Origin of the sequence: Tabrizicola aquatica (assembly GCF_002900975.1) — a bacterium.
GTDB classification, from domain to species: Bacteria; Pseudomonadota; Alphaproteobacteria; order Rhodobacterales; family Rhodobacteraceae; genus Tabrizicola; species Tabrizicola aquatica.
Window position 1 is genome coordinate 1 of record NZ_PJON01000006.1, and the last position, 19297, is coordinate 19297.

Annotated in this window: 21 protein-coding genes and 1 tRNA gene; 13 read left to right on the forward strand and 9 right to left on the reverse strand. The window is 68.6% G+C overall.

All coding sequences use genetic code 11. The annotated features are described in order from the left end of the window. The coding region (locus CXR42_RS17735) for an alcohol dehydrogenase catalytic domain-containing protein (RefSeq protein ID WP_103258936.1) at window positions 1-880 on the reverse strand (880 nt) is incomplete at its 3' end. 98 nt (window positions 881-978) lie between these two features. On the opposite strand from CXR42_RS17735, the gene CXR42_RS17740 reads away from it, so the two are divergent. Continuing rightward, window positions 979-1254, forward strand: a complete 276-nt coding sequence (locus tag CXR42_RS17740) for an I78 family peptidase inhibitor (protein WP_103258937.1) — start codon at window positions 979-981, stop codon at window positions 1252-1254. Then, window positions 1251-1514, forward strand: coding sequence for a hypothetical protein (locus tag CXR42_RS17745; RefSeq protein ID WP_103258938.1), 264 nt, complete (start codon window positions 1251-1253; stop codon window positions 1512-1514). Before CXR42_RS17740 ends, CXR42_RS17745 begins: the two co-directional genes overlap by 4 nt. A 49-nt stretch (window positions 1515-1563) precedes the next feature. On the opposite strand, the gene CXR42_RS17750 is transcribed toward CXR42_RS17745, so the two are convergent. Next, window positions 1564-2007, reverse strand: a complete 444-nt coding sequence (locus tag CXR42_RS17750; protein ID WP_103258939.1) for a c-type cytochrome — start codon at window positions 2005-2007, stop codon at window positions 1564-1566. Window positions 2008-2167: 160 nt separating this feature from the next. On the opposite strand from CXR42_RS17750, the gene CXR42_RS17755 reads away from it, so the two are divergent. From CXR42_RS17755 to CXR42_RS17765, 3 genes are all read left to right on the forward strand, one after another. Further along, window positions 2168-3823: a DUF6504 family protein gene (locus tag CXR42_RS17755; protein ID WP_103259116.1), complete on the forward strand. Its 1656-nt coding sequence runs from the start codon at window positions 2168-2170 to the stop codon at window positions 3821-3823. A 108-nt stretch (window positions 3824-3931) separates the two neighbouring features. Then, window positions 3932-5233, forward strand: coding sequence for an RNA polymerase factor sigma-54 (gene rpoN / locus CXR42_RS17760; RefSeq protein ID WP_103258940.1), 1302 nt, complete (start codon window positions 3932-3934; stop codon window positions 5231-5233). A gap of 48 nt (window positions 5234-5281) precedes the next feature. Beyond that, on the forward strand, window positions 5282-7282 hold the full coding sequence (locus CXR42_RS17765; protein WP_103258941.1) for a hydantoinase/oxoprolinase N-terminal domain-containing protein: 2001 nt from the start codon (window positions 5282-5284) through the stop codon (window positions 7280-7282). Here CXR42_RS17765 and CXR42_RS17770 read toward each other — a convergent pair. Next, window positions 7279-7980, reverse strand: a complete 702-nt coding sequence (locus CXR42_RS17770; RefSeq protein WP_103258942.1) for a hypothetical protein — start codon at window positions 7978-7980, stop codon at window positions 7279-7281. The genes CXR42_RS17765 and CXR42_RS17770 overlap by 4 nt on opposite strands. A gap of 135 nt (window positions 7981-8115) precedes the next feature. On the opposite strand from CXR42_RS17770, the gene CXR42_RS17775 reads away from it, so the two are divergent. Further along, window positions 8116-8192, forward strand: a tRNA-Met gene (locus tag CXR42_RS17775). Window positions 8193-8203: 11 nt separating this feature from the next. Here the strand turns inward: CXR42_RS17775 and CXR42_RS17780 are convergent. Continuing rightward, a complete protein-coding gene (locus CXR42_RS17780; RefSeq protein ID WP_103258943.1) occupies window positions 8204-9058 on the reverse strand; it encodes a polysaccharide pyruvyl transferase family protein in 855 nt (284 codons plus the stop codon). Between the two features lie 140 nt (window positions 9059-9198). Here CXR42_RS17780 and CXR42_RS17785 point away from each other — a divergent pair, with 140 nt between their 5' ends. The 3 genes from CXR42_RS17785 to CXR42_RS17795 are packed head-to-tail and all read left to right on the forward strand — an operon-like array spanning window position 9199 to window position 10951. Then, window positions 9199-10158 carry an acetyl-CoA carboxylase carboxyltransferase subunit alpha gene (locus CXR42_RS17785; RefSeq protein WP_103258944.1) on the forward strand — a complete coding sequence of 320 codons (960 nt, stop codon included), beginning with the start codon at window positions 9199-9201 and terminating at the stop codon, window positions 10156-10158. Beyond that, window positions 10155-10469, forward strand: a complete 315-nt coding sequence (locus CXR42_RS17790; protein WP_103258945.1) for a DMT family transporter — start codon at window positions 10155-10157, stop codon at window positions 10467-10469. The genes CXR42_RS17785 and CXR42_RS17790 overlap by 4 nt, the downstream gene beginning before the upstream one ends. Beyond that, window positions 10466-10951, forward strand: a complete 486-nt coding sequence (locus tag CXR42_RS17795) for a hypothetical protein (RefSeq protein ID WP_103258946.1) — start codon at window positions 10466-10468, stop codon at window positions 10949-10951. The genes CXR42_RS17790 and CXR42_RS17795 overlap by 4 nt, the downstream gene beginning before the upstream one ends. 672 nt (window positions 10952-11623) lie before the next feature. Here CXR42_RS17795 and CXR42_RS17800 read toward each other — a convergent pair. The 4 genes from CXR42_RS17800 to CXR42_RS17815 are packed head-to-tail and all read right to left on the reverse strand — an operon-like array spanning window position 11624 to window position 14233. After that, window positions 11624-11947 (reverse strand): TfoX/Sxy family protein, encoded by a 324-nt coding sequence (locus tag CXR42_RS17800; protein ID WP_103258947.1) that lies wholly within the window; start codon window positions 11945-11947, stop codon window positions 11624-11626. Further along, entirely contained in the window at window positions 11947-12672 is a 726-nt protein-coding gene (locus CXR42_RS17805; RefSeq protein ID WP_103258948.1) for a lysophospholipid acyltransferase family protein, read from the reverse strand. Before CXR42_RS17805 ends, CXR42_RS17800 begins: the two co-directional genes overlap by 1 nt. Then, entirely contained in the window at window positions 12669-13565 is an 897-nt protein-coding gene (locus tag CXR42_RS17810) for a cell division protein FtsX (protein ID WP_103258949.1), read from the reverse strand. The genes CXR42_RS17805 and CXR42_RS17810 overlap by 4 nt, the downstream gene beginning before the upstream one ends. Further along, window positions 13562-14233 carry a cell division ATP-binding protein FtsE gene (locus CXR42_RS17815; protein ID WP_103259117.1) on the reverse strand — a complete coding sequence of 224 codons (672 nt, stop codon included), beginning with the start codon at window positions 14231-14233 and terminating at the stop codon, window positions 13562-13564. The genes CXR42_RS17810 and CXR42_RS17815 overlap by 4 nt, the downstream gene beginning before the upstream one ends. A gap of 178 nt (window positions 14234-14411) precedes the next feature. Here CXR42_RS17815 and CXR42_RS17820 point away from each other — a divergent pair, with 178 nt between their 5' ends. From CXR42_RS17820 to CXR42_RS17835, 4 genes are all read left to right on the forward strand, one after another. Beyond that, a complete protein-coding gene (locus CXR42_RS17820; protein WP_103258950.1) occupies window positions 14412-15377 on the forward strand; it encodes a zinc-ribbon domain-containing protein in 966 nt (321 codons plus the stop codon). 78 nt (window positions 15378-15455) lie between these two features. Further along, the gene (ilvD, locus tag CXR42_RS17825) at window positions 15456-17189 is read left to right on the forward strand and encodes a dihydroxy-acid dehydratase (RefSeq protein ID WP_103258951.1); all 1734 of its coding nucleotides are present in this window, start codon (window positions 15456-15458) and stop codon (window positions 17187-17189) included. A 6-nt stretch (window positions 17190-17195) separates the two neighbouring features. Continuing rightward, on the forward strand, window positions 17196-17966 hold the full coding sequence (locus tag CXR42_RS17830; RefSeq protein ID WP_103258952.1) for a DUF6478 family protein: 771 nt from the start codon (window positions 17196-17198) through the stop codon (window positions 17964-17966). A gap of 7 nt (window positions 17967-17973) precedes the next feature. Further along, the gene (locus tag CXR42_RS17835; protein ID WP_146038107.1) at window positions 17974-18339 is read left to right on the forward strand and encodes a hypothetical protein; all 366 of its coding nucleotides are present in this window, start codon (window positions 17974-17976) and stop codon (window positions 18337-18339) included. 55 nt (window positions 18340-18394) lie between these two features. On the opposite strand, the gene map is transcribed toward CXR42_RS17835, so the two are convergent. Beyond that, entirely contained in the window at window positions 18395-19204 is an 810-nt protein-coding gene (gene map / locus CXR42_RS17840) for a type I methionyl aminopeptidase (RefSeq protein WP_103258954.1), read from the reverse strand. Window positions 19205-19297 lie beyond the last annotated feature (93 nt).

Consider the following 19297-nt stretch of genomic DNA (forward strand, 5'->3'; position numbering starts at 1 on the left):
TCGACTGGCCCCAGCCGCGGTGGGTGCATTCCAGCGCGTCGCGCATCACCTTGACGTTGCCGGTGCAGTCGAACGAATAATCCGCCCCGCCGATCCTGTCGAAGGGGGTCTTGGTCATCTCGACGATGGCCTGCACGACCGAGGTGCCCTGGGGCAGGTCCTTGGGGTTGAGGAAGTGGGTCATCCCGAACTTCTCGCCCCATTCCTTCTTGTCGGTGTTCAGGTCGACGCCGATGATCATGTCGGCCCCGGCCATCTTCAGGCCCTGGATCACGTTCAGCCCGATCCCGCCCAGGCCAAAGACCACGGCCTTGGCCCCGATCTCGACCTGAGCCGTGTTCAGGACCGCGCCGATGCCGGTGGTGACCCCGCAGCCGATGTAGCAGATCTTGTCGAAAGGCGCATCGTCGCGGACCTTGGCCAGCGCGATCTCCGGCATCACGGTATGCTGCGCGAAGGTCGAGCAGCCCATGTAGTGATAGATCGGCGTGCCATCCAGCATGCTGAACCGGGTGGTCCCGTCCGGCATCAGCCCCTGCCCCTGGGTGGCACGGATCGCGGTGCAAAGGTTGGTCTTGCGGCTAAGGCAGGACGGGCACTCCCGGCACTCCGGCGTGTAAAGCGGGATGACGTGGTCGCCCGGTTTCAGGCTTTTCACCCCCGGCCCGCATCTCACCACGACGCCCGCGCCCTCATGGCCCAGGATCGAGGGGAAGATGCCTTCAGGGTCCGCGCCCGACAGGGTGAATTCGTCGGTGTGGCAGATGCCGGTGGCCTTGATCTCGACCAGGACCTCGCCTTCCCTGGGGTCGTCAAGATTGACCTCCATGACCTGAAGCGGTTGGCCTGCGGCAACGGCAACGGCGGCACGGGTGCGCATAAGGTATTCCTCCCTGAAGATTTTCCGGAACCTGTGCCAATCTCGGGCGTAAAGCAATCAGGGATTCGCCCATGCAACATCCATTCAGGACATCCGTCATGAAACCCCTATCCGCCTTTCTTCTGTCGGCCCCGCTGCTGCTTGCGGCCTGTGTCGAGCCCTTGCCCACGCCGACGCCGACCAGCGATGCCTGTGGCGCCAGCGAGTTGCAGTACCTGGTTGGCCAGCCCGGCGTGGTGCTGGACGGGATGCGCTTCAGCCAGGACGTCCGGGTGATCCAGTACGGCATGGCGGTGACGATGGACTATCGCGCCGACCGGCTGAACTTCTGGCTGGACCGCCGCGACGTGATCGAGCGGGTTGTCTGCGGGTGATCCGTCCGGCCCTGTCACTGGCGGTGGCTTCGCTGCTTGCCGGTTGTACCACCTCGGGCCCGCCGCTTGGCTGCGGCGCGGACGAGTTGCAGGGGCTGGTAGGCCAACCGCTTTCTGCGCTGAAGGCCGCGGTGCCGGAAGGCGGCTACAAGGTGGATTACCCCCTGCCTGACGGCACCGTGACGCTGGAGGATGTTTCGGACCGGTTGCGGGTCAGCGTTGACCGCGCGGAAATCATTCGCAGCGTAGGCTGCGGATAGCAGAAGGCCCCGGTCTGATGACCGGGGCCTATTCCATTTCGCCTGTGGCTTACTTCTGTACGCGATAGGTGGTGTGGCAGTCCTTGCACGACCCGCCGATGGCCCCCATGCCAGCGCCGATCGTCTCGGCCGAGGCGACATCGATGGCCCCCGCCGCATCGCCAAGCGCCTTGGCCTTGACCAGGAAATCGTCCCAGTTGGTCCAGATCTCGGGCTTGGCTTCCGACACCGGGTCGGCCGCGCCCTGTTCGGCAAACGTCGCCTCGACCTTGCCGGCGGCCTCGATCAGGGCGGCCTTGGCACCTTCGGCCTTGGCGGCGTCGAAGGGTTCTTTTCCGCTGGCCATGTTGCCAAGGATGCCGGTGTTCTGGCCGACCAGCTTCATCAGCTCGGACCGGGCGATGGCGTTGGGGTCGGTCGGTTCCGCGTCTTGGGCATAGGCGGCCCCGGCGACAAGAATCGCGCCGACGGCAAGGACTTTGACAAACTGCATTCCACTGGCTCCCGTGCTGGATGGACGCGGTCACTATAGGCGCGACATTCCGTCGCGTAAGCCCGCGTCATCTGCCATCACGCAGTTGTCATCGCAACCTTGGGGAAGACTCGACTCGCCTTGCGGTTCGTGGCAATCAATGGAACGAAAGGAGAACAAATTGCCCGGTCGCCGCATCCTGTCGCTATGGTTCCCCCGGCTGGCCGCCGAACGGGTCGAGCGGTTGCGTCAGGACGTGCTGCCCGTTCCCCTGGCCGTGGTGGAAGAGGTGAGCGGCGCCCAGGTCCTCGCCTCGCTTTCTGCCGGGGCCGAAGGGGCGGGCCTGCGCCTGGGCCAGCCCCTGCGCGATGCGACCGCGATCTGCCCGGCCCTGCTGACCGTGCCTGCTGATCCCCTAGCCGAGGCGCGGTTCCTGGGCGTGTTGCGGCGCTGGGCGGGGCGCTTTTCGCCCTGGATCGCGGATGAACCGCCCGCCAGCCTGCTGATCGACCTGACCGGCACCGCGCATCTTTTCGGCGGGGAAGCGGCGGTGCTGGCCCGCGTGGCCGAGGATTGCGCCGAACTGGGCCTGACCGTGCGCGCCGGCATTGCCGATACCGCCGGGGCGGCCTGGGCGCTGGCGCGCTATGGGCGCAGCACGGTGGCCCCCCTACGCTCGGGCGATGCCATCGACCAGGAGGCGCGGGCCACCCGCTCGCGCGCGGCAAAGCGGCGGGGCTGGGAACGCGGCGGCAGCCTGCCCCGGCCGGTGGCGGCGCGGGGGGCCGATACGGCGATGATCGCGCCCCCCGGTCACCTGATCGAGGCGCTGCGCCCCCTGCCGCTGGCCGCCCTGCGGCTGGAAGCGGACGTTGTCGACCGCCTGATGCGGCTGGGGTTGCGCCAGGTGGGCGACCTGATTGTCCTGCCCCGCGCGGCGCTGGCCCGCCGCTTCGGGATGGAGACGCTGCGCCGCCTGGACCAGGCCCTGGGGATGGAGCCCGAGCCGGTGAACCCCGTCCGCCCGCCGCTGCACTTTGCCGTGCGGCTGACGCTGCCCGACCCGATCGGCCTGCGCGCGGATGTCGAGGCGGCGCTGGACCGGCTGCTGCCACCCTTCTGCGCCAAGCTGCAGGCCAAGGGGCGCGGGGTGCGGCGGCTGGTGTTCCAGGCGCTCCGGGCGGATGGCGGGGTCTCCTCGGTCGAGGTGGGGCTGGCCCGCGCGGCGAACACGCCCGACCGGATCCGGCCGCTTCTGCACCTGAAGCTGGACCGGATCGACGCGGGCTTCGGGATTGACTGCCTGCGGCTTGAGGCGCTGACGACCGAGGCGCAGGCCCCGCTGCAACACCGCAGCCCGCTTGAACATGCCGCGCAGCCCGGCCGGTCAAACCCCCATGCGCTGGACGATCTGGTCGGCCGGCTGGGCGCGCGGCTGGGCGACGGGGCGGTGACGCGGCTGCATCCGGCCGAAAGCCATGTGCCCGCGAAAGGCGCCCAGGTGCTGATGGCAGCCTGGAGCCAGCCGCATGACGGCCCTTGGCCCGCCCCGCGCGCGCCGCGGCCGCTGGTGATGTTCCGCCCCGAACCCGTGGAGGCCCAGGACGGTCCCGACCTGCCCGCCCGCTTTCGCTGGCGCCGGCGCGAGTTTGCGGTGCGGATGGCGGCGGGGCCGGAACGGCTGCAGGCCGAATGGTGGCTGGAGGACCCCGACTGGCGCGAAGGCACCCGCGACTACTGGCGGGTCGAGGCCGAGGGGGGCGACCGGTTGTGGCTGTTCTACGGGCGCGGCGGGGCGGTGACCGAAGGCTGGTACTGCGAGGGCGTCTTTGCCTGACGCCGCGGCCGGGACGCCGGAATTCTGCCGAAGAATTCCGGTCCGGAAATCGTTTCGATTTCCGCTGCGCGGCTTGCCAGCCCATGCCACGCGTGAAACCATCGCCCGATGAAGTCCAGAAGCCGCATTTCGGTGCAGCAGACGCAGCGGCTGTCGCTGACGACGACGCTTGCCGCGTCGATTCGCATCCTGCGCGCCGATGCCGCCGGCCTGTCGCGATACCTGGAAGAACAGGCGGCCGAGAATCCGCAACTGTTGCTCACCCGGCCGCCCCCCGCGGACTGGACACCGCGCTGGCGCTCGGTCCTGACCCCCGGCGCCGAGATGCCCGAGCCTGCGTCGGCCGCGCCCAGCCTGGTCTCGCATGCCCTGGCCCTGGTCGAAGCGCTGCGCCTGTCCCCCCGTGACCTCCGCCTTGCCGAAGCCCTGGTCGAGGCATTGGAGCCATCGGGCTGGCTGGGCACGTCCCTGCCCGCCATTGCCCACCGTGCCGGCGCTTCGCAGCGCGAGGTCGAGGTTGTCCTGCAACGATTGCAGGCCCGGGCCGAGCCGACCGGGCTTTTTGCGCGTGACCTGACCGAATGTCTGCGCCTGCAAGCGCAAGAAGCGGGCGAATTGGATGCCGTCATGGCCACCCTGCTGGACCGGCTGGACCTAGTCGCCAGCGGGGATATCGACCGGCTGGCACGCGAGGCAGGCGTAGACCCGGACAGCATCCGCCAGCATATCGCGCGCCTGCGCCGCTATGATCCGAAGCCCGGCGCCGGGTTCGAGCCGATGGCCGCCCCCCTGCGTGAGCCCGACCTGATCGCGGAAAAGCGGGAAGGCGTCTGGGTCGTGCAGCTGAATCGTTCGGCCCTGCCCACGCTTGCGGTGGCCGAAGGCCGGGCCAAGGGTCGGGCCGAAGCGCGCGCCCTGGTCCGTCTGGTCGAGGGGCGGAACGCCACCCTTCTGACAGTGGCGCAAGAGATCCTTGCCCGGCAACAGGCCGCGCTGGAGAATGGCCCCTCGGCCCTTGTGCCGATGCGGATGGCCGATGTGGCCGAGGCGCTTGACCTGCACGAAAGCACCGTCAGCCGCGTCGTCGCCGGCACCGCTGTCGACACGCCGCGCGGCACCTGGTGGCTGCGGGCGATGTTCACCCAGGCCCCGCGGGAAGGCGGCCCCTCGGCCGGCGCACTCCGCGACCGGCTGGCCCGGCTGGTCGCCGCAGAGGACGCCACCGCCCCCCTGTCGGACGAGGCGCTGGCCCTGGCTCTGGCAGAAGGCGGCGCGCCCATCGCCCGCCGCACGGTCGCCAAGTACCGCACGCTTCTTGGCCTGCCCCCGGCCCATCGTCGTCGCTCCCGCGCCGCGCGGCCGACCCGGCGTGTCGCTTCCGGGGATGACAGGGGCAGCAAGCTGCCGTAGCTGGCAGAGGACGGCGGCGGGGCAAGCGCAACGGGGCAAGGGGCGGAAATGGCGATCTTTCTGGGTGTCGATACCGGAGGCACCTACACCGATGCGGTGATCCTGGACGAGGCTGCGAACCGCGTCCTGGGCAAGGCCAAGGCGCTGACCAGCCGGCATGACCTGGCCATCGGCATCGGCCAGGCCGTCGATGCCGCCATTGCCGCCGCTGGGGTCAAGGCTGCCGACGTGGCGCTGGTCTCGCTGTCGACCACCCTTGCCACCAACGCGCTGGTCGAAGGCCAGGGCGCCCGCGTGGCGCTGGTGTTCATCGGCTTTGACGACAGCGATCTTGCACGCGGCGGGCTGACCGAGGCGCTGAAGGGTGATCCCGTCATCCGCCTGCCCGGCGGTCACACCCATGCCGGGACCGAGGTCACGGCCCTGGACCTGTCGCTCCTGGAGCTTCTGGTCCGTGAACAGGCCGACGAGGTCTCGGGCTTTGCCGTCGCCGCGCAATTCGCTACCCGCAACCCGGCGCATGAGATTGCCGCCCGCGACCTGATCCGCCGCGTCACCGGCCGCCCGGTGACCTGCAGCCACGAACTGTCCGCCAACCTGAACGGCCCCAAGCGCGCGCTGACCGCCGTCCTGAATGCCCGGCTGATCGGCATGATCGACCGCCTGGTCGCCGCCTGCGAGCGGCACCTGACGGCGACGGGCATCGACGCCCCCCTGATGGTCGTGCGCGGCGATGGCGCCCTGATCAGCGCCGCCATGGTGCGCGAGCGCCCGATCGAAACCATCCTCTCCGGCCCCGCCGCCAGCATCGTCGGTGCGCGCTGGCTGACCGGAGAGCCGGACGCTCTGGTCAGCGATATCGGCGGCACGACGACCGACGTCGCCCTTCTGCGCGACGGCCTGCCCGAGATCGACCCCCAGGGTGCCCGCGTCGGCGGCTTCCGCACCATGGTCGAGGCGGTGGCGATGCGCACCTCGGGTCTGGGCGGCGACAGCGAGGTGCATCTGGTCACCGAGGGGCTGAAGGGCGGCCTGCGCCTTGGACCGCGCCGGTTGTTGCCGGTTTCGCTGCTGGCGGTCGATCACGGGCCCATGGTCCATGCCGCGCTGGACCGCTGGCTCTCGTCCGAAGCGGTGGGCGAGATGGATGGTCGCTTTGTCGTGCCGATGACCGGCCAGCGCGGGGGCCTCAACGCCCGCGACCTTGCCGTGCTGGACCGGATCACCGCGCCGATGCCGATGGCCCATGCCCTGACCTCGCGGCTGGAGGTTGCGGCGCTGGAGCGGCTGGTGGCCCGGGGGCTGGTGATGCTGTCGGGCGTCACACCTTCGGACGCCAGCCATGTGCTGGGGCGGCTGGACAGCTGGGACGGCGCGGCCGCCGAAAAGGCGCTGCGCCTGATGGCGCGCCGGCGCACCGGCGCGGGCGAACGCTTTGCGCCCGGGCCGGACCCCCTGGCCCAGGCCATCGTCGATCAGTTGACCCAGCAGACCGTGGATTGCCTTCTGGAAGCCGCCTTCGCCGAGGACCCGGCCTTTACCGCCGACCAGCCCGAGGCCTTGGCCCGCCAGCCCCTGACCAAAGCGGGGCTGAACCAGCATCGCGGCGTGGTCGAGGTCAGCCTGCGCCTTGGCGTGCCGGTGATCGGTCTGGGTGCCTCGGCCCCGTCCTATTACGGTGCGGTGGGCGAACGGCTGGGCTGCAAGATGATCCTGCCCGAACATGCCGGTGTGGCGAACGCCATCGGCGCGGTCGCGGGCCAGGTCAGCCAGCGCGCGACCGGCACCGTCTCCTCTCCCGCCGAAGGGCGCTTCGTGGCGCACCTGGCCGAGGGGGTCGAGGTCTTTACCTCGGCCGACGCCGCGCTTGCGGCGCTGGAGGTGGCGCTGGTGGCCGATGCGTCGGACCGCGCGCGTCAGGCCGGCGCCGTGGACCTGCGCGTCACCGTGGACCGCGATGTCAAAGAGGTCGATATCGAGGGCCGCCGGATGTTCATCGAGGCCCGCCTGACCGCCACCGCCTCGGGCCGCCCGCGCGTCGCCCGTTAGGCCGGGCCGGTCCAGGGCAGGGTGAAGGCCGGGGGCAACTTCGGCGACCACTGTCGGTTGGTCTCGTAAAGATGGCGGAACCCGGCCAGCAGCACCTCGCGCGTGTCCGGGTGCAGACGCGAGATTTCGGCGAACTGGGCCTCCAGCCGCCGCGCCGCCGTCCCACGGGCATCACCGATCCGCAGCGCGTGCAGCAGGGTGAGTGCCAGACAGGGCACATGCCCCGGCTGGCCAGGCGCATTCGCCACCAGGTCCACAACCCGCGACGGAACGCCCGACAGATCGGGATAGGCCAACCGGTCGTCCAGCAGCAGCGCCGCCAGTGCGGTCCGGTGCTGGTCTGCATCCGCTCCGAAATCCGCCCGCGCCACATGGTCCAGTTCGGCCGGCGTCATGCTTCGGACCAGGCCGGTCAGCGCCACCTCCAGATCGCCTGGCGTCGCTGTTACCAGGTCGTCCGCCGTCGGACGGCAGGTCCCGGAAATCTGTCCCAGGACGCGCAGTTCCTCGATCGCGTTCATCAGCGCCGCCCGAACCGCGTTCGGCCGCTGCCGGAACCCGCGCCCCTGCCGGGCCAGATCCCAATCCGCGTCGCTGACCGAGCCGCCAGTGATGACCCCGGTCAAAAGCCGTGCTGCCGCGCCGGCCGGATCGTCCGGCACGACCCGCGTCGCAACCCTGTCTAGATCGGCCAGCACCTGTCTGGTGCGAAACCCGGTAGAGCCTGAAATATGCATACTGATGCATATAGGGCCAAATGGCCGGACCGCACCCCCATAGGCGGCGATTCGCCCTTGACCTCGTCCACTGGCGCCCTTAATCCGCGCCGCAGTGGCTAGGTAGCTCAGTTGGTTAGAGCATGCGACTCATAATCGCAGGGTCGGGGGTTCGAGTCCCCCCCTCGCCACCATTTCCCAAATCTCACGCCAGCGCGTCGCGCAGATGGGCCGCAGTCAGCACCGATTGCTGACGCATGAAATCGGCCAATTCCAGATACATCGACCGATTGCGCAGGGCAAAGACGATGGCCGGCTCCAGCTCGTCCTGCCGCAGAACGATCGGGATCGGCAGGCCGGTCCACTCCACGAAAGACTCGATCTTGTGGCTGTTTGACGGGCTGGTGACGAAAGGGCAACCGGCCAAAGCGGCGGCATAGACGCCGTGGTGTTGCGCGGTCAGATAGATTTCGGCCTGCCGCAGGGTGGCGACGATATCCTCGAACGCATGGCGGCGCAGGGTCAGCTTCTCTCCAGGTTCGTCGTCGAAAAGGTCGGGGATCAGCCCGTGCCGATGCGTACCGCCGACCACCCGGCCAGTCTCCAGCCGCCGCGCCTTGCCCTTGGTCAGAAAGGCCGGATCGGCGGCCGAGTCGAGCAGGGTCAGCGGCTGCCCCCCGAAGCGGCGGGCAAAGGCGGCACTCCGCGGCTCGCGCACGGTCAGCAGGGACAGGTCGGACAGGATGTCGTTGGCGGGCGCGTCGTATTGCTGGAACAGGGCGTTCACCATCAGCACCCGCTTGCCCTGCGCCTTGGCGCGCTGGATCAACTGCAGCAGGAACAGGGCGCGCGGACCTGAATGGTGGATGGTCCCCTCGCCGTTGACCAGCACAGCTTCAGCAGCCGCGAAGGCAACCTTGTCCACGTCACGCGTGCCGGTGATGTGGCGCCCGGTGATTTGCAATCCCGCCCCGGCGATCGCCGCACTCAGCGACCGCATCACCGCCTTGCAGCCGGCGTGGGGGACGTCGCTGGTGTCATTGGCAAGAAACAGGGTCACGCTGGGTCCGGGTCAATCGACAGGGTCGGGGCAGGCTAGACGGCCCTGCCGGGGCGGCGCAAGGCCGATCCCGGGTGCGGCGGTTGCGTTTGCATCGCCCTTTGGCCATATAGTCAGCGCCGGAAGATGGAGCGCGCGCGATGAACTACCTCGAATTCGAGAAGCCCCTGGCCGAGATCGAGGGCAAGGCCGAGGAGTTGCGGGCGCTGGCCAAGACCGGCGGCGGCATGGACCTGACCAAAGAGGCCGAGGCGCTGGACCGCAAGGCCGAGACCGCGCTGCGTGACCTCTACAAGACGCTGACCGCCTGGCAAAAGTGCCAGGTCGCCCGGCATCCCGACAGGCCACATTGCAAGGACTATATCGACGGGTTGTTCACAGAATTCACCTCGCTGGCCGGGGACCGGGCCTTTGCCGATGACCAGGCGGTCATGGGGGGGATCGCGCGCTTCCAGGACCAGCCGGTGGTGATCATCGGCCACGAGAAGGGCAACGATACCAAGTCGCGGATCGAGCGTAACTTCGGCATGGCGCGGCCCGAGGGCTATCGCAAGGCGATCCGGCTGATGGACCTCGCGGACCGCTTCCGCCTGCCCGTGATCACGCTGGTCGATACCCCCGGCGCCTATCCGGGCAAGGGGGCCGAGGAACGCGGGCAGGCCGAGGCGATTGCCCGGTCGACCGAGAAATGCCTGGCCATCGGTGTGCCACTGATCAGCGTCGTGATCGGCGAAGGTGGGTCGGGCGGGGCGGTGGCCTTTGCGACGGCGAACCGGGTGGCGATGCTGGAGCATTCGGTCTACTCGGTCATCTCGCCGGAAGGCTGCGCCTCGATCCTGTGGAAGGACGCCGAGAAGATGCGCGAGGCCGCCGAGGCCCTGCGGCTGACGGCGCAGGATCTGCAAAAGCTGGGGATCATCGACCGGATCGTGAAGGAACCGATGGGCGGCGCGCAGCGGGCCCCCAAGGAAGCGATCGACGCGGTCGGCAAGGCCATCGAAGCGATGCTGAAAGACCTGTCCGGCAAGAAGCCCGAGGCGCTGGTCAAGGATCGGCGGCAGAAGTTCCTGGAGATGGGGTCCAAGGGGCTGGCGGCGTGAATCCCTGGATCATCGTCCTGATCGCCGGCCTGATGGAGACCGGCTGGGCGCTGGGTCTGAAATACTCGGAAGGGTTCACGCGGCTCTGGCCCTCGGTCGTGACGGTGGTGCTGGCCCTGGGGTCGTTCTGGCTGCTGTCGCTGGCGATGAAAACCCTGCCGGTCGGGACGGCCTATGCGGTCTGGGTCGGCATCGGCGCGGTGGGGACGGCGGTGGCGGCGGTGTTCCTGTTCCAGGAGCCTGTGAACCTGATGCGGGTCACCGGGGTGCTGCTGATCCTGGCCGGGATCGTGGCGCTGAAGTTCGCGTGATCCGGGCCGCGGTCCTGCTGGCGTTGCTGGCGGCCCCGGCCGCGGGCGGCACGCTGGAGGGGCGGCTGGTGACTTTCACGGTGGAAACCTGGGACGACCCCGCCGCGCCCTATCTGGCGGCGCGGGGGCGGACGGTGACGGTGGGCCAGGGCGTCGAGTTTGGGCTGGAGCCGGAGGGTCTGACCGGCGGGCTGGATGTGGTGCCGGTGACGGTCGAGATCGGGCCGACCCGGATTGAGCTGAGCTATCCGCGCGGGGCGGGGCGGTTCTATGAGGCCACCTTCAATGGCTATGTCCTGCGGTTCGAAACGGACTGCGCGCTGTTTCAGGGGGTGGCCATCGACCGGGCGGCGACGACGATGCAGGTGACCGAGGTGCGGGCCGAGGCGGGGGCGCTGTTCATCAACGTCTCGGGGCTGGACTATGGGCCGGAGGCGCGGCTGGCGCTGGACCTTGAGGTCGCGGACTGCCCGATGAGCTGATCTGTCCACGGTGGACAAAAGCTGGATCTGTTTTTAAATCAATCACTTGATCGCGGGCGTTAGGGATCTGGAAAGGTTTGGCCGAGGCCCTTTCAGGATGCCTCCTCGTGCGCCTTCGGCTTCTCGTCGGGGGGCTGCCGCAGGGCGTGGTGAGGTCCGGGACAGGCTTTGCCACGGTCTCTGCCAGACCGCCTGTCACCGCGGCCCCGGTGATCGCGCAGGATCTTGACGACTGTGGGTAGGCTTCTGCGACGGGTCGCCCGGCGTGCCATGGGATCAGTCGGCAGGGGCGATGCCAGTCGATCCTGGCAAGGCGGATCAGGACTTTCCAGGGTTTCTTGCCGACCCGGTCGAACCGACTTCGGGGGTATTTGTCCGCTGCGCGTCAGGCAATGCCGGTCGGCTGCAGGGATGTGACCGCGTTGTCGCTCGGCGAGCGGCCCGCTCCTTTCCGTTCCGCCGTCGTCAGGATGCAGGAGCGGGTGCGGTCAAGCCAGGCGCGATGATGTGGTGAGATACGATCGCGGCCCCTGCCGGGTGGCTGTCGTGGTTGTGGCGGTCGTCGGCGGTGCTGATCCAGTCCGAAGGTTGCACCCTTTGCTGGCCCCGGAGGGTTTCACACCCTCCGGACCTCCCGTGGGATATTTGTGCAAATGTGAAAGGGCTGCCGGGTCAAGACCTGGGCCGCTTCGGCCTGGGCGCGGGCAGGTCAGTGGCGATTGCCTTGAGGGCCAGGACGACCCGAGCGGGATCATCCAGCGCCTCGGCCACCAGTAGGTGCGGCTTGGCGCCGGGATAGGGCTGGCCGGTGGGGCAGCCGGGAAGGGCCGCCTGCGCGCCGGGCGTGGGTTTCAAGAACAACTGGTCGTCGCAGACCAGCGCCACGACCTTGCCGTCGAGATAAAGCGCGTATTCGCCGAACATCTTGCGGGCTGAAAGCGGCAGCGGGGCCAAGGCATCAAGCAGGTGCGCGATGCTTTCGGCCCGGGTTGCCATCAGCCGTTGAACCCGGCCTCGGCCATCAGGCGGTTGGAGTGGGTTTCGACCTCTTCCTCAAGCCGGGCCATGAAATGCGGCACTTTCAGGCCGGGGGCGATGGGGTCCAGAAACTCGACCACCGCGAGCCCCGGCTTTCGCAGGACGCCGCGCTTGGGCCAGAACACGCCCACGTTGGTTGCCACTGGCACGCAGGGCTGGGCGAGTTGCTCATAAAGAAGGCCGGTCCCGACCTTGTAGGGCCTGGACGCGCCGGGGGCGACGCGGGTGCCTTGCGGATAGATGATAAGCTGGCCGGGTTCGGCGGTGCCCTTGGCCACGTCTGCCTTCATCTTGGCAATCGCCGCGCCGCGTTTGCCGCGATTGACCGGGACGCAGCCGATCTTCAGCGCGTATTGGCCAAGGAAGGGGGTATAGATCAGCTCTCGCTTCATGATGAACTTGCCGGCGGGGACCGCGTTGAAGATCAGGATGATGTCGAGAAAGCTTTGATGCTTGGCGGCGATCACCGCCTCGCCCGTGGGGGCAAGCCCGCGCACCTCGCAGCGGGTGCCGCAGAGGAGGCGCAGGGTGAAGATCACCCAGCGGCAATAGGTCTTGCAGGCGGTGCGGGCGCCCTGGCGGGAGAAGAGCGCCCAGGGGGCGAAGGCCACCGCGATCACCGCCATCGCGAGATACATCTGGATGATGAACACCAGGCTGAGAAGCCAGCGGATCGGGGTCATGTCAGCTCTCGCAGTTTCTGGAAGGCGGCGCGGCGGGTGGCAAGGAAGGCGACGAGGGCGGCGAGGGGCGGCAGGGCCAAGGGCCAAAGCCAGGCGGTGCCGGTGAAGCCAAGGCCGGTCAGGAACCCGCCGGCGGCATCGGCGGCAGGCAGGGCGGCGACCCCGGCCATGCCGGCGGCGGCGCCGACCAGCGCGCCGCCAAGGGTGCGCAGGGTGAAGCGGCGGACGAAGGCGCGGGCGATGTAGCTGTCCTTGGCGCCAACGAGCCGCAGGACGCGGATTTCCTGGGAATTGGTTGCCAGCGCCGCGCGGGCGGCCAGCGTGATCATCGCCGCCATGGCAGCGCCGATCAGCGCGATGGAGAGGACGCCCAAGAGGCGGATGCGGCCCGCAGCCTCGGCCAGGGGGCGGCGCCAGCGGGTGTGATCGTCGAGGACGGCGCCGGGGGCCTCGGCCGCAAGGCGCTGGCGCAGGCCCTGGGAATCGTAGCCCGGCTCGGCCTCGACCACCTCGATCAGGCGGGGGATCGGCAGGGCCTCGACCGGCAGGCCGGGGCCGAACCAGGGTTCCAGAAGCGCGCGGGTCTCGGCGTCGTCGATCAGGCGGAAGCTGGCGATGCCGGGGGTGGTGGCCAAGGTGGCGAGGATCGCGTCGGTCTGAAGCTGCACCTGCTCGACCGGGGCGGAGAGGCGGATGGTGGCGGTCTTGGCGAGCGCGTCGGACCAGCGGTCGGCCAGGCGGCCGGAGGCAAGCGAGAGCGCCAGGGCAAAGACGCAGAGGAAGGTCATCGCGCCGGCGGTGAAGGTCGTGAGCCAGGCGGTCGGACCAGAGGGCGGGACGACCTGCAGCGCGCGGGTGGCGGGGCTGGCGGGCTTGGCCTTGGGGAACCTCACAGATCGGCCCCCGCAAGCTGGACGCGATGCTTGGCGATGCGCAGGACGCGGGCCTGGATCTGCGCCTTGGCCTGGCGGATCAGGTTCAGGTCGTGGGTGGCGACAAGGATGGTCTTGCCCATCTTGTTCAACTCGACCAGCAGGGTGAGGATGCGCAAGGACATCTCCCAGTCGACGTTGCCGGTGGGTTCGTCCGCCAGGATCACGTCGGGGTCGACGATGACGGCACGGGCCAGGGCGGCGCGCTGGCGTTCGCCGCCGGACAGTTGCAGCGGGTAGGCGTCGGCCAAGTGGTCAAGGCCGACCCAGCCGAGGAGGTCGTCCATGTCCTGCGGGTCGCTTTCGCGGTCGGAGACGGTGAAGGGCAGCGCCATGTTGGCGGCAAGTGTGAGATGGTCCAGGAACTTGCAGTCCTGATGCACGATGCCGATTCGGCGCCGGGTTCGGGCCACGTCATCGCGCGACAGGCTGGTGACGTCGCGGTCGAACAGGGTGACGCGGCCGTTGGTGGGCTGAAGCTCGGCATAGGCGAGTTTCAGGAAGGTGGATTTGCCCGCGCCCGAGGGACCGGTCAGAAAGTGGAAAGACCCGGGCGCAAGCCGCAGCGAGACGTCGGACAGAAGGTCTCCGCCGCCATAGCTGTAGGCCACGTTTTCGAAGGCAATCACGTCGGGTTCCCTTGCTGTGTCGGGCGGCGGACAAAGCGCCCGGTGCGGCTGGACTGCGCTTTCCATCGCACAGGCCGGAAGGATTGTAAAAGGGCGCGCGACAAAGCCTTGGAACAACAGGAATTAACGGTTACAAATCCGTGAGCGGAAGCCGGAAACAAGGCTTGAGGGAACGAAAATGCGGCTGGTTTGTCCGAACTGCGAAGCGAAATACGAGGTTCCGGACGATGCGATCCCGGACAGCGGCCGCGATGTTCAGTGTGCGAATTGCGGCCATGCCTGGTTCCAGATGCGCGCGCGTCCGGCGGCGGCGGTGGCCGAGCCTGCGGCCGCGCCGGCCCCTGTTGCGGCAGAGCCCGAGCCCGTTGTCGAGCCCGAGCCCGTCGTAGAACCAGTCGCGCAGACGGCCCCGGAACCCGAAGTGACCGCCGCAGCCGAGCCGGAACCCGAGTTGCCGCCGCTGGAGGAGACGCCAGCGCCAGAGCCGGTCGAAGTTCCCGACCAGGCGCCCGAGGAAATCCCCACCGCGCCTGCGGTCGAAGAGCCGGACCCGGTTGAAGAGCCCGCGCCGGTCGAAGAGTCTGCCTCGGCCTCCGAGCCTGAGCCCGAGGCGGGGACAAGCTACAAGGTGGACGAATCCGTCCTGGCGATCCTGCGCGAGGAGGCCGAGCGCGAGGCCCGCGTGCGTCGGGCCGAGGCGGGGTTCCCCGAAACCCAGCCCGACCTGGGTGTCGATACGGTGGCGCGGGTCGCGGCCGTGCCTGCGGCGGCGGCTGTGGCGGTCGTTGCTGAGGAAGCAGCGGTCGACGACTCGCGACCCTCGGCCCGGCGGGATCTTTTGCCGGATGTCGAAGAGATCAATTCCTCGCTCCGGCCCTCGGATCACCCGCAGGACGGCGACGAGCCCGACACCGGGATGCCACCGCCGGCAGCAGAAGGCCGGGGCGGTTTCCGCAGCGGCTTCCTTGTGGTGATGACCATCGCGATGATCGGGTCGGGGCTTTACATCGCCTCGCCGACGCTGGCGCGGCTGGTCCCGGCACTGGAAGGGCCGCTGGACAGCTATGTCGCGCTGATCAACGGCCTGCGGCTGCAACTGGACGGCGTGATGCAGCAGGCCACGGTGGCCCTGAACGGCGGCTGAGCCACGGCAATTCGGCTTGCCCCGGACGGGGCGGGCCTTTATCCCTTGCGGCCAAGCCTAGCCCCGTGAGGAACCGCCATGACCAATGCCCGTTTCGACAAGTCGAAGCTTCCCAGCCGCCATGTGACCGAGGGCCCCGCCCGCGCGCCGCATCGCAGCTATTTCTACGCGATGGGCATCACGGAAGAGGAAATTCACCAACCCTGGGTGGGCGTGGCGACCTGCTGGAACGAAGCGGCCCCCTGCAACATCGCGCTGAACCGTCAGGCGCAGGTCGTGAAGCAGGGTGTCAAGAAAGGCGGCGGCACCCCGCGCGAGTTCACGACGATCACTGTCACGGACGGGATCGCCATGGGGCATGAGGGGATGCGCTCCTCGCTTGCCAGCCGCGATGCGATTGCCGACACGGTGGAACTGACGATGCGCGGGCATTGCTACGATGCCATCGTCGGCCTTGCGGGCTGCGACAAGTCGCTGCCGGGGATGATGATGTCGATGGTGCGGCTGAACGTGCCGTCGGTCTTCATCTATGGCGGATCGATCCTGCCGGGCCGCTACAAGGGGCAGGACATCACCGTGCAGGACATGTTCGAGGCTGTGGGCAAGCACCAGGCCGGGAACCTGTCGGATGCCGAGCTTGAGATCATGGAGCGGGTGGCCTGCCCGTCGTCGGGTGCCTGCGGCGCGCAGTACACGGCGAACACGATGGCTTGCGTGTCCGAGGCGATTGGCCTGGCGCTGCTGAACTCGTCCAGCGCCCCGGCACCGTATGAGAGCCGCGACCAGTTCTGCGAGGCTTCGGGTGTGGCCGTGATGAACCTGATCGAGAAGAACATCCGCGCGCGGGACATCGTCACGCGGAAGTCGCTGGAAAACGCCGCCCGCGTCGTGGGCTGCACCGGGGGCAGCACCAATGCGGCGCTGCACCTGCCGGCCATCGCGCATGAGGCGGGGATCGACTTCGACCTGTTCGACGTGGCGGCCTGCATGAAGGACACGCCCTATTTCGTCGACCTGCGTCCGGGCGGGAAGTACGTCGCCAAGGACCTGCACGAGGTGGGCGGCGTTGCCGTGGTGATGAAGGAACTGGCCAAGGCCGGCCTGTTGCACCTGGACTGCATCACTGCGTCCGGCAAGACTCTGGGCGAAAGCCTGGACGAGATCCGGGGCGAGGCGGACGGCCGGGTGATCTATCACATCAACAGCCCCATCACCAAGACCGGGGGCGTGGTGTCGCTGCGCGGCAACCTTGCGCCCGATGGTGCCATCGTGAAGGTCGCCGGCATGACCGAGGCCGAGCAGGTTTTCACCGGCCCGGCCCGCGTCTTCGAATGCGAGGAAGAGGCGTTCGAGGCGGTGAAGAAGCGCGAATACAAGGAAGGCGAGGTCATCGTCATCCGCAACGAAGGCCCGGCCGGTGGCCCCGGGATGCGCGAAATGCTGTCGACCACGGCGGCCTTGTCCGGTCAGGGCATGGGCAAAAAGGTGGCGCTGATCACCGATGGCCGTTTCTCGGGCGCGACGCGGGGCTTCTGCGTCGGTCACGTCGGGCCGGAAGCGGCGCATGGCGGGCCGATTGCGCTTTTGCAGAACGGCGACGTGATCACTCTGAACGCGGTGACGGGCGAGCTGTCGGTGGCGCTGTCGGACGAAGAATTGGCCAAGCGCAAGGCCGAGTGGAAAGGGCCGCGCAAGACGGCCTATACCAGCGGCGCGGTCCACAAGTTCGCCAAGCTGTGCGGTGGGGCGCGTTGGGGGGCCGTGACCCATCCGGGGGCCAAGGGCGAAAGCCACGTCTACATGGACCAGTAAGGCATCATGGCCGGGCGGCTGGCGCAGGCAATCGACCGCTGGTGCCTGCGCCGGGTGCAAGGGCGCTGGACGCAGGCCAGCGCCGATGCCCCGGACCTTGACCCGTTCGAGTTGCGCGCCCTGCGCGGCGAGGCGCGCCTGATGCGGCGGCAGATCGACCGGGTGATCCACGCCGCGGATGCGCGCCTGTCCCTGCCGCTGTTGCAGGGCGAGCCGCCCCGGATGGCGCTGGGCACCGACTGGGTCTGGCGTCCGGATGCCTGGCATGGCTCGCTGCCGCAACCGGGCCTGGTGGCTGCGGATCGGGCGACGCAGATCAGCGATGACTTGGCGCTGTATCACGACTGCCCGCTGTCCGAAATCGCGCTGCGCCAGGTGCAGGGCGGGGCCGACGCGCTGCGCGCGCCCTACGCCCTGGCGGTTGAGGTGTTCGGTTTTCGCGGCAGTTTCCTGTCGCTGTCGGCCAGTTTCCCGGAAGCTGCGGTCGGTGATCTGGGGCTGCGCCATCTGGTGCGGCTGGACGCGGTGATCGAGGCCGACCGGCCGCTGAAGGCCTATGCCCGGCTGAACATCAAGCATGGCGACGCGGTGGCGCAGATGATCAGCGACCTGCCGGACGGGCCTGAGAAATGGGCGGAGTTCGACCTGGCTTACGGCCAGATCGGTGCGGGGCGGATCGAGCGGGTCTGGCTGGACCTGATCTTCAACGATGCGGCCCAGACCCGCATCCTTCTGCGCGACGTGGTGGTCAGCCGCCGCCCGCGCGCCGAGTTGTGAGGACGCGATGGCCAGACCGATGCTAAGCCAGACCCGGATAGCCCGTGGCGTTTGGGAGGGCGTGCTGACCGGTGGCGGCGCGGCCCCGGCGGTCGAGGCGCTGCATGACGGCCAGCCCCTGCCGGGGGTCGAGGTCGCGGCGCTGCCGGGCGAGCAGGGCCATGCGGTGCGGGTGCCGCTGCCGGGCCATATCCTGTCGGAAGGGGTGCAAGTGGTGCTGCTGCGGCTGGGGGATGAGGTGCTGACGCAGATCACCCTGGTCGCGGGCCTGCCCCCGGATGAGGACCTGCGCGCCGAGGTCAGCCTGCTGCGGGCCGAGCTGGAGCTGTTGAAGCGGGCGTTCCGGCGCCACTGTGCCGAGACGGCGGGCTAGGGACGCAAAAGTTTTCGAAAACTTTTGCAAATTCCTTCGAAGGAATTTGGGTCCATCAACCCCAGGTCGGGTGGAACTTGCCGGCGGGGGAAAGGGTGAAGATCTCGCATCCCGTGGCGGTGACGCCGACCGAATGTTCGAACTGAGCGGACAGCGACCGGTCGCGGGTCACGGCGGTCCAGTCGTCGGCCAGGACCTTGGTCTCGGGCCGGCCCAGGTTCACCATCGGCTCGATGGTGAAGAACATGCCTTCCTCCAGCACCGGACCGGACCCCGGGCGGCCATAGTGCAGCACGTTCGGCGGGGCGTGGAACACGCGGCCCAACCCGTGGCCGCAAAAGTCGCGGACGACCGACATGCGCTGCGCCTCGACATAGGACTGGATCGCGTGGCCGATGTCGCCGAAGGTGTTGCCCGGCTTGACTGCAGCGATGCCGCGCATCAGGCCCTCATGCGTGACCTCGATCAGCCGTTCGGCCTTGCGCGGCAGTTGGCCGGCCACATACATCCGGCTGGTGTCGCCGAACCAGCCGTCCACGATCACCGTCACGTCCACGTTCAGGATATCACCGTCCAAGAGCACCTTGGACCCCGGAATCCCGTGGCAGACGACATGGTTCACGCTGATGCAGGATGCGTGCTTGTAGCCCTTGTAGCCGATGGTGGCCGAGATGACGCCGCGACGCTTGATCTCTTCGGTGATGAAGTCGTCGATCGCCGCCGTGGTCGTGCCGGGCACCACCAGGGGGGCGACGGCGTCCAGGATTTCGGCGGCGACGCGGCCAGCGGCGCGCATGCCGGCAAAATCCGCATCCTCATAGATGCGGATGCCGTCTTTGGTGATGCGGGCGCGGTGTTCGTCCAAGGCAGGTCTCCTTGGCCCTTACATAAGAGCCTTGCGTGGAATTGGCCAGAGGTGGGGTTTGAAAGCAAGGTCGCGGGGACTATACCCGAGGGC

Excerpts from the sequence above, each read along its gene's own strand:
- CXR42_RS17750 (WP_103258939.1), bottom strand. The coding sequence starts at position 2,007 with ATGCAGTTTGTCAAAGTCCTTGCCGTCGGCGCGATTCTTGTCGCCGGG.
- CXR42_RS17820 (WP_103258950.1), top strand. The coding sequence starts at position 14,412 with ATGCGGCTGGTTTGTCCGAACTGCGAAGCGAAATACGAGGTTCCGGAC.
- CXR42_RS17835 (WP_146038107.1), top strand. The coding sequence starts at position 17,974 with ATGGCCAGACCGATGCTAAGCCAGACCCGGATAGCCCGTGGCGTTTGG.
- ilvD (WP_103258951.1), top strand. The coding sequence starts at position 15,456 with ATGACCAATGCCCGTTTCGACAAGTCGAAGCTTCCCAGCCGCCATGTG.
- CXR42_RS17805 (WP_103258948.1), bottom strand. The coding sequence starts at position 12,672 with ATGACCCCGATCCGCTGGCTTCTCAGCCTGGTGTTCATCATCCAGATG.
- CXR42_RS17765 (WP_103258941.1), top strand. The coding sequence starts at position 5,282 with ATGGCGATCTTTCTGGGTGTCGATACCGGAGGCACCTACACCGATGCG.
- rpoN (WP_103258940.1), top strand. The coding sequence starts at position 3,932 with ATGAAGTCCAGAAGCCGCATTTCGGTGCAGCAGACGCAGCGGCTGTCG.
- CXR42_RS17740 (WP_103258937.1), top strand. The coding sequence starts at position 979 with ATGAAACCCCTATCCGCCTTTCTTCTGTCGGCCCCGCTGCTGCTTGCG.
- CXR42_RS17830 (WP_103258952.1), top strand. The coding sequence starts at position 17,196 with ATGGCCGGGCGGCTGGCGCAGGCAATCGACCGCTGGTGCCTGCGCCGG.
- CXR42_RS17800 (WP_103258947.1), bottom strand. The coding sequence starts at position 11,947 with ATGGCAACCCGGGCCGAAAGCATCGCGCACCTGCTTGATGCCTTGGCC.
- CXR42_RS17785 (WP_103258944.1), top strand. The coding sequence starts at position 9,199 with ATGAACTACCTCGAATTCGAGAAGCCCCTGGCCGAGATCGAGGGCAAG.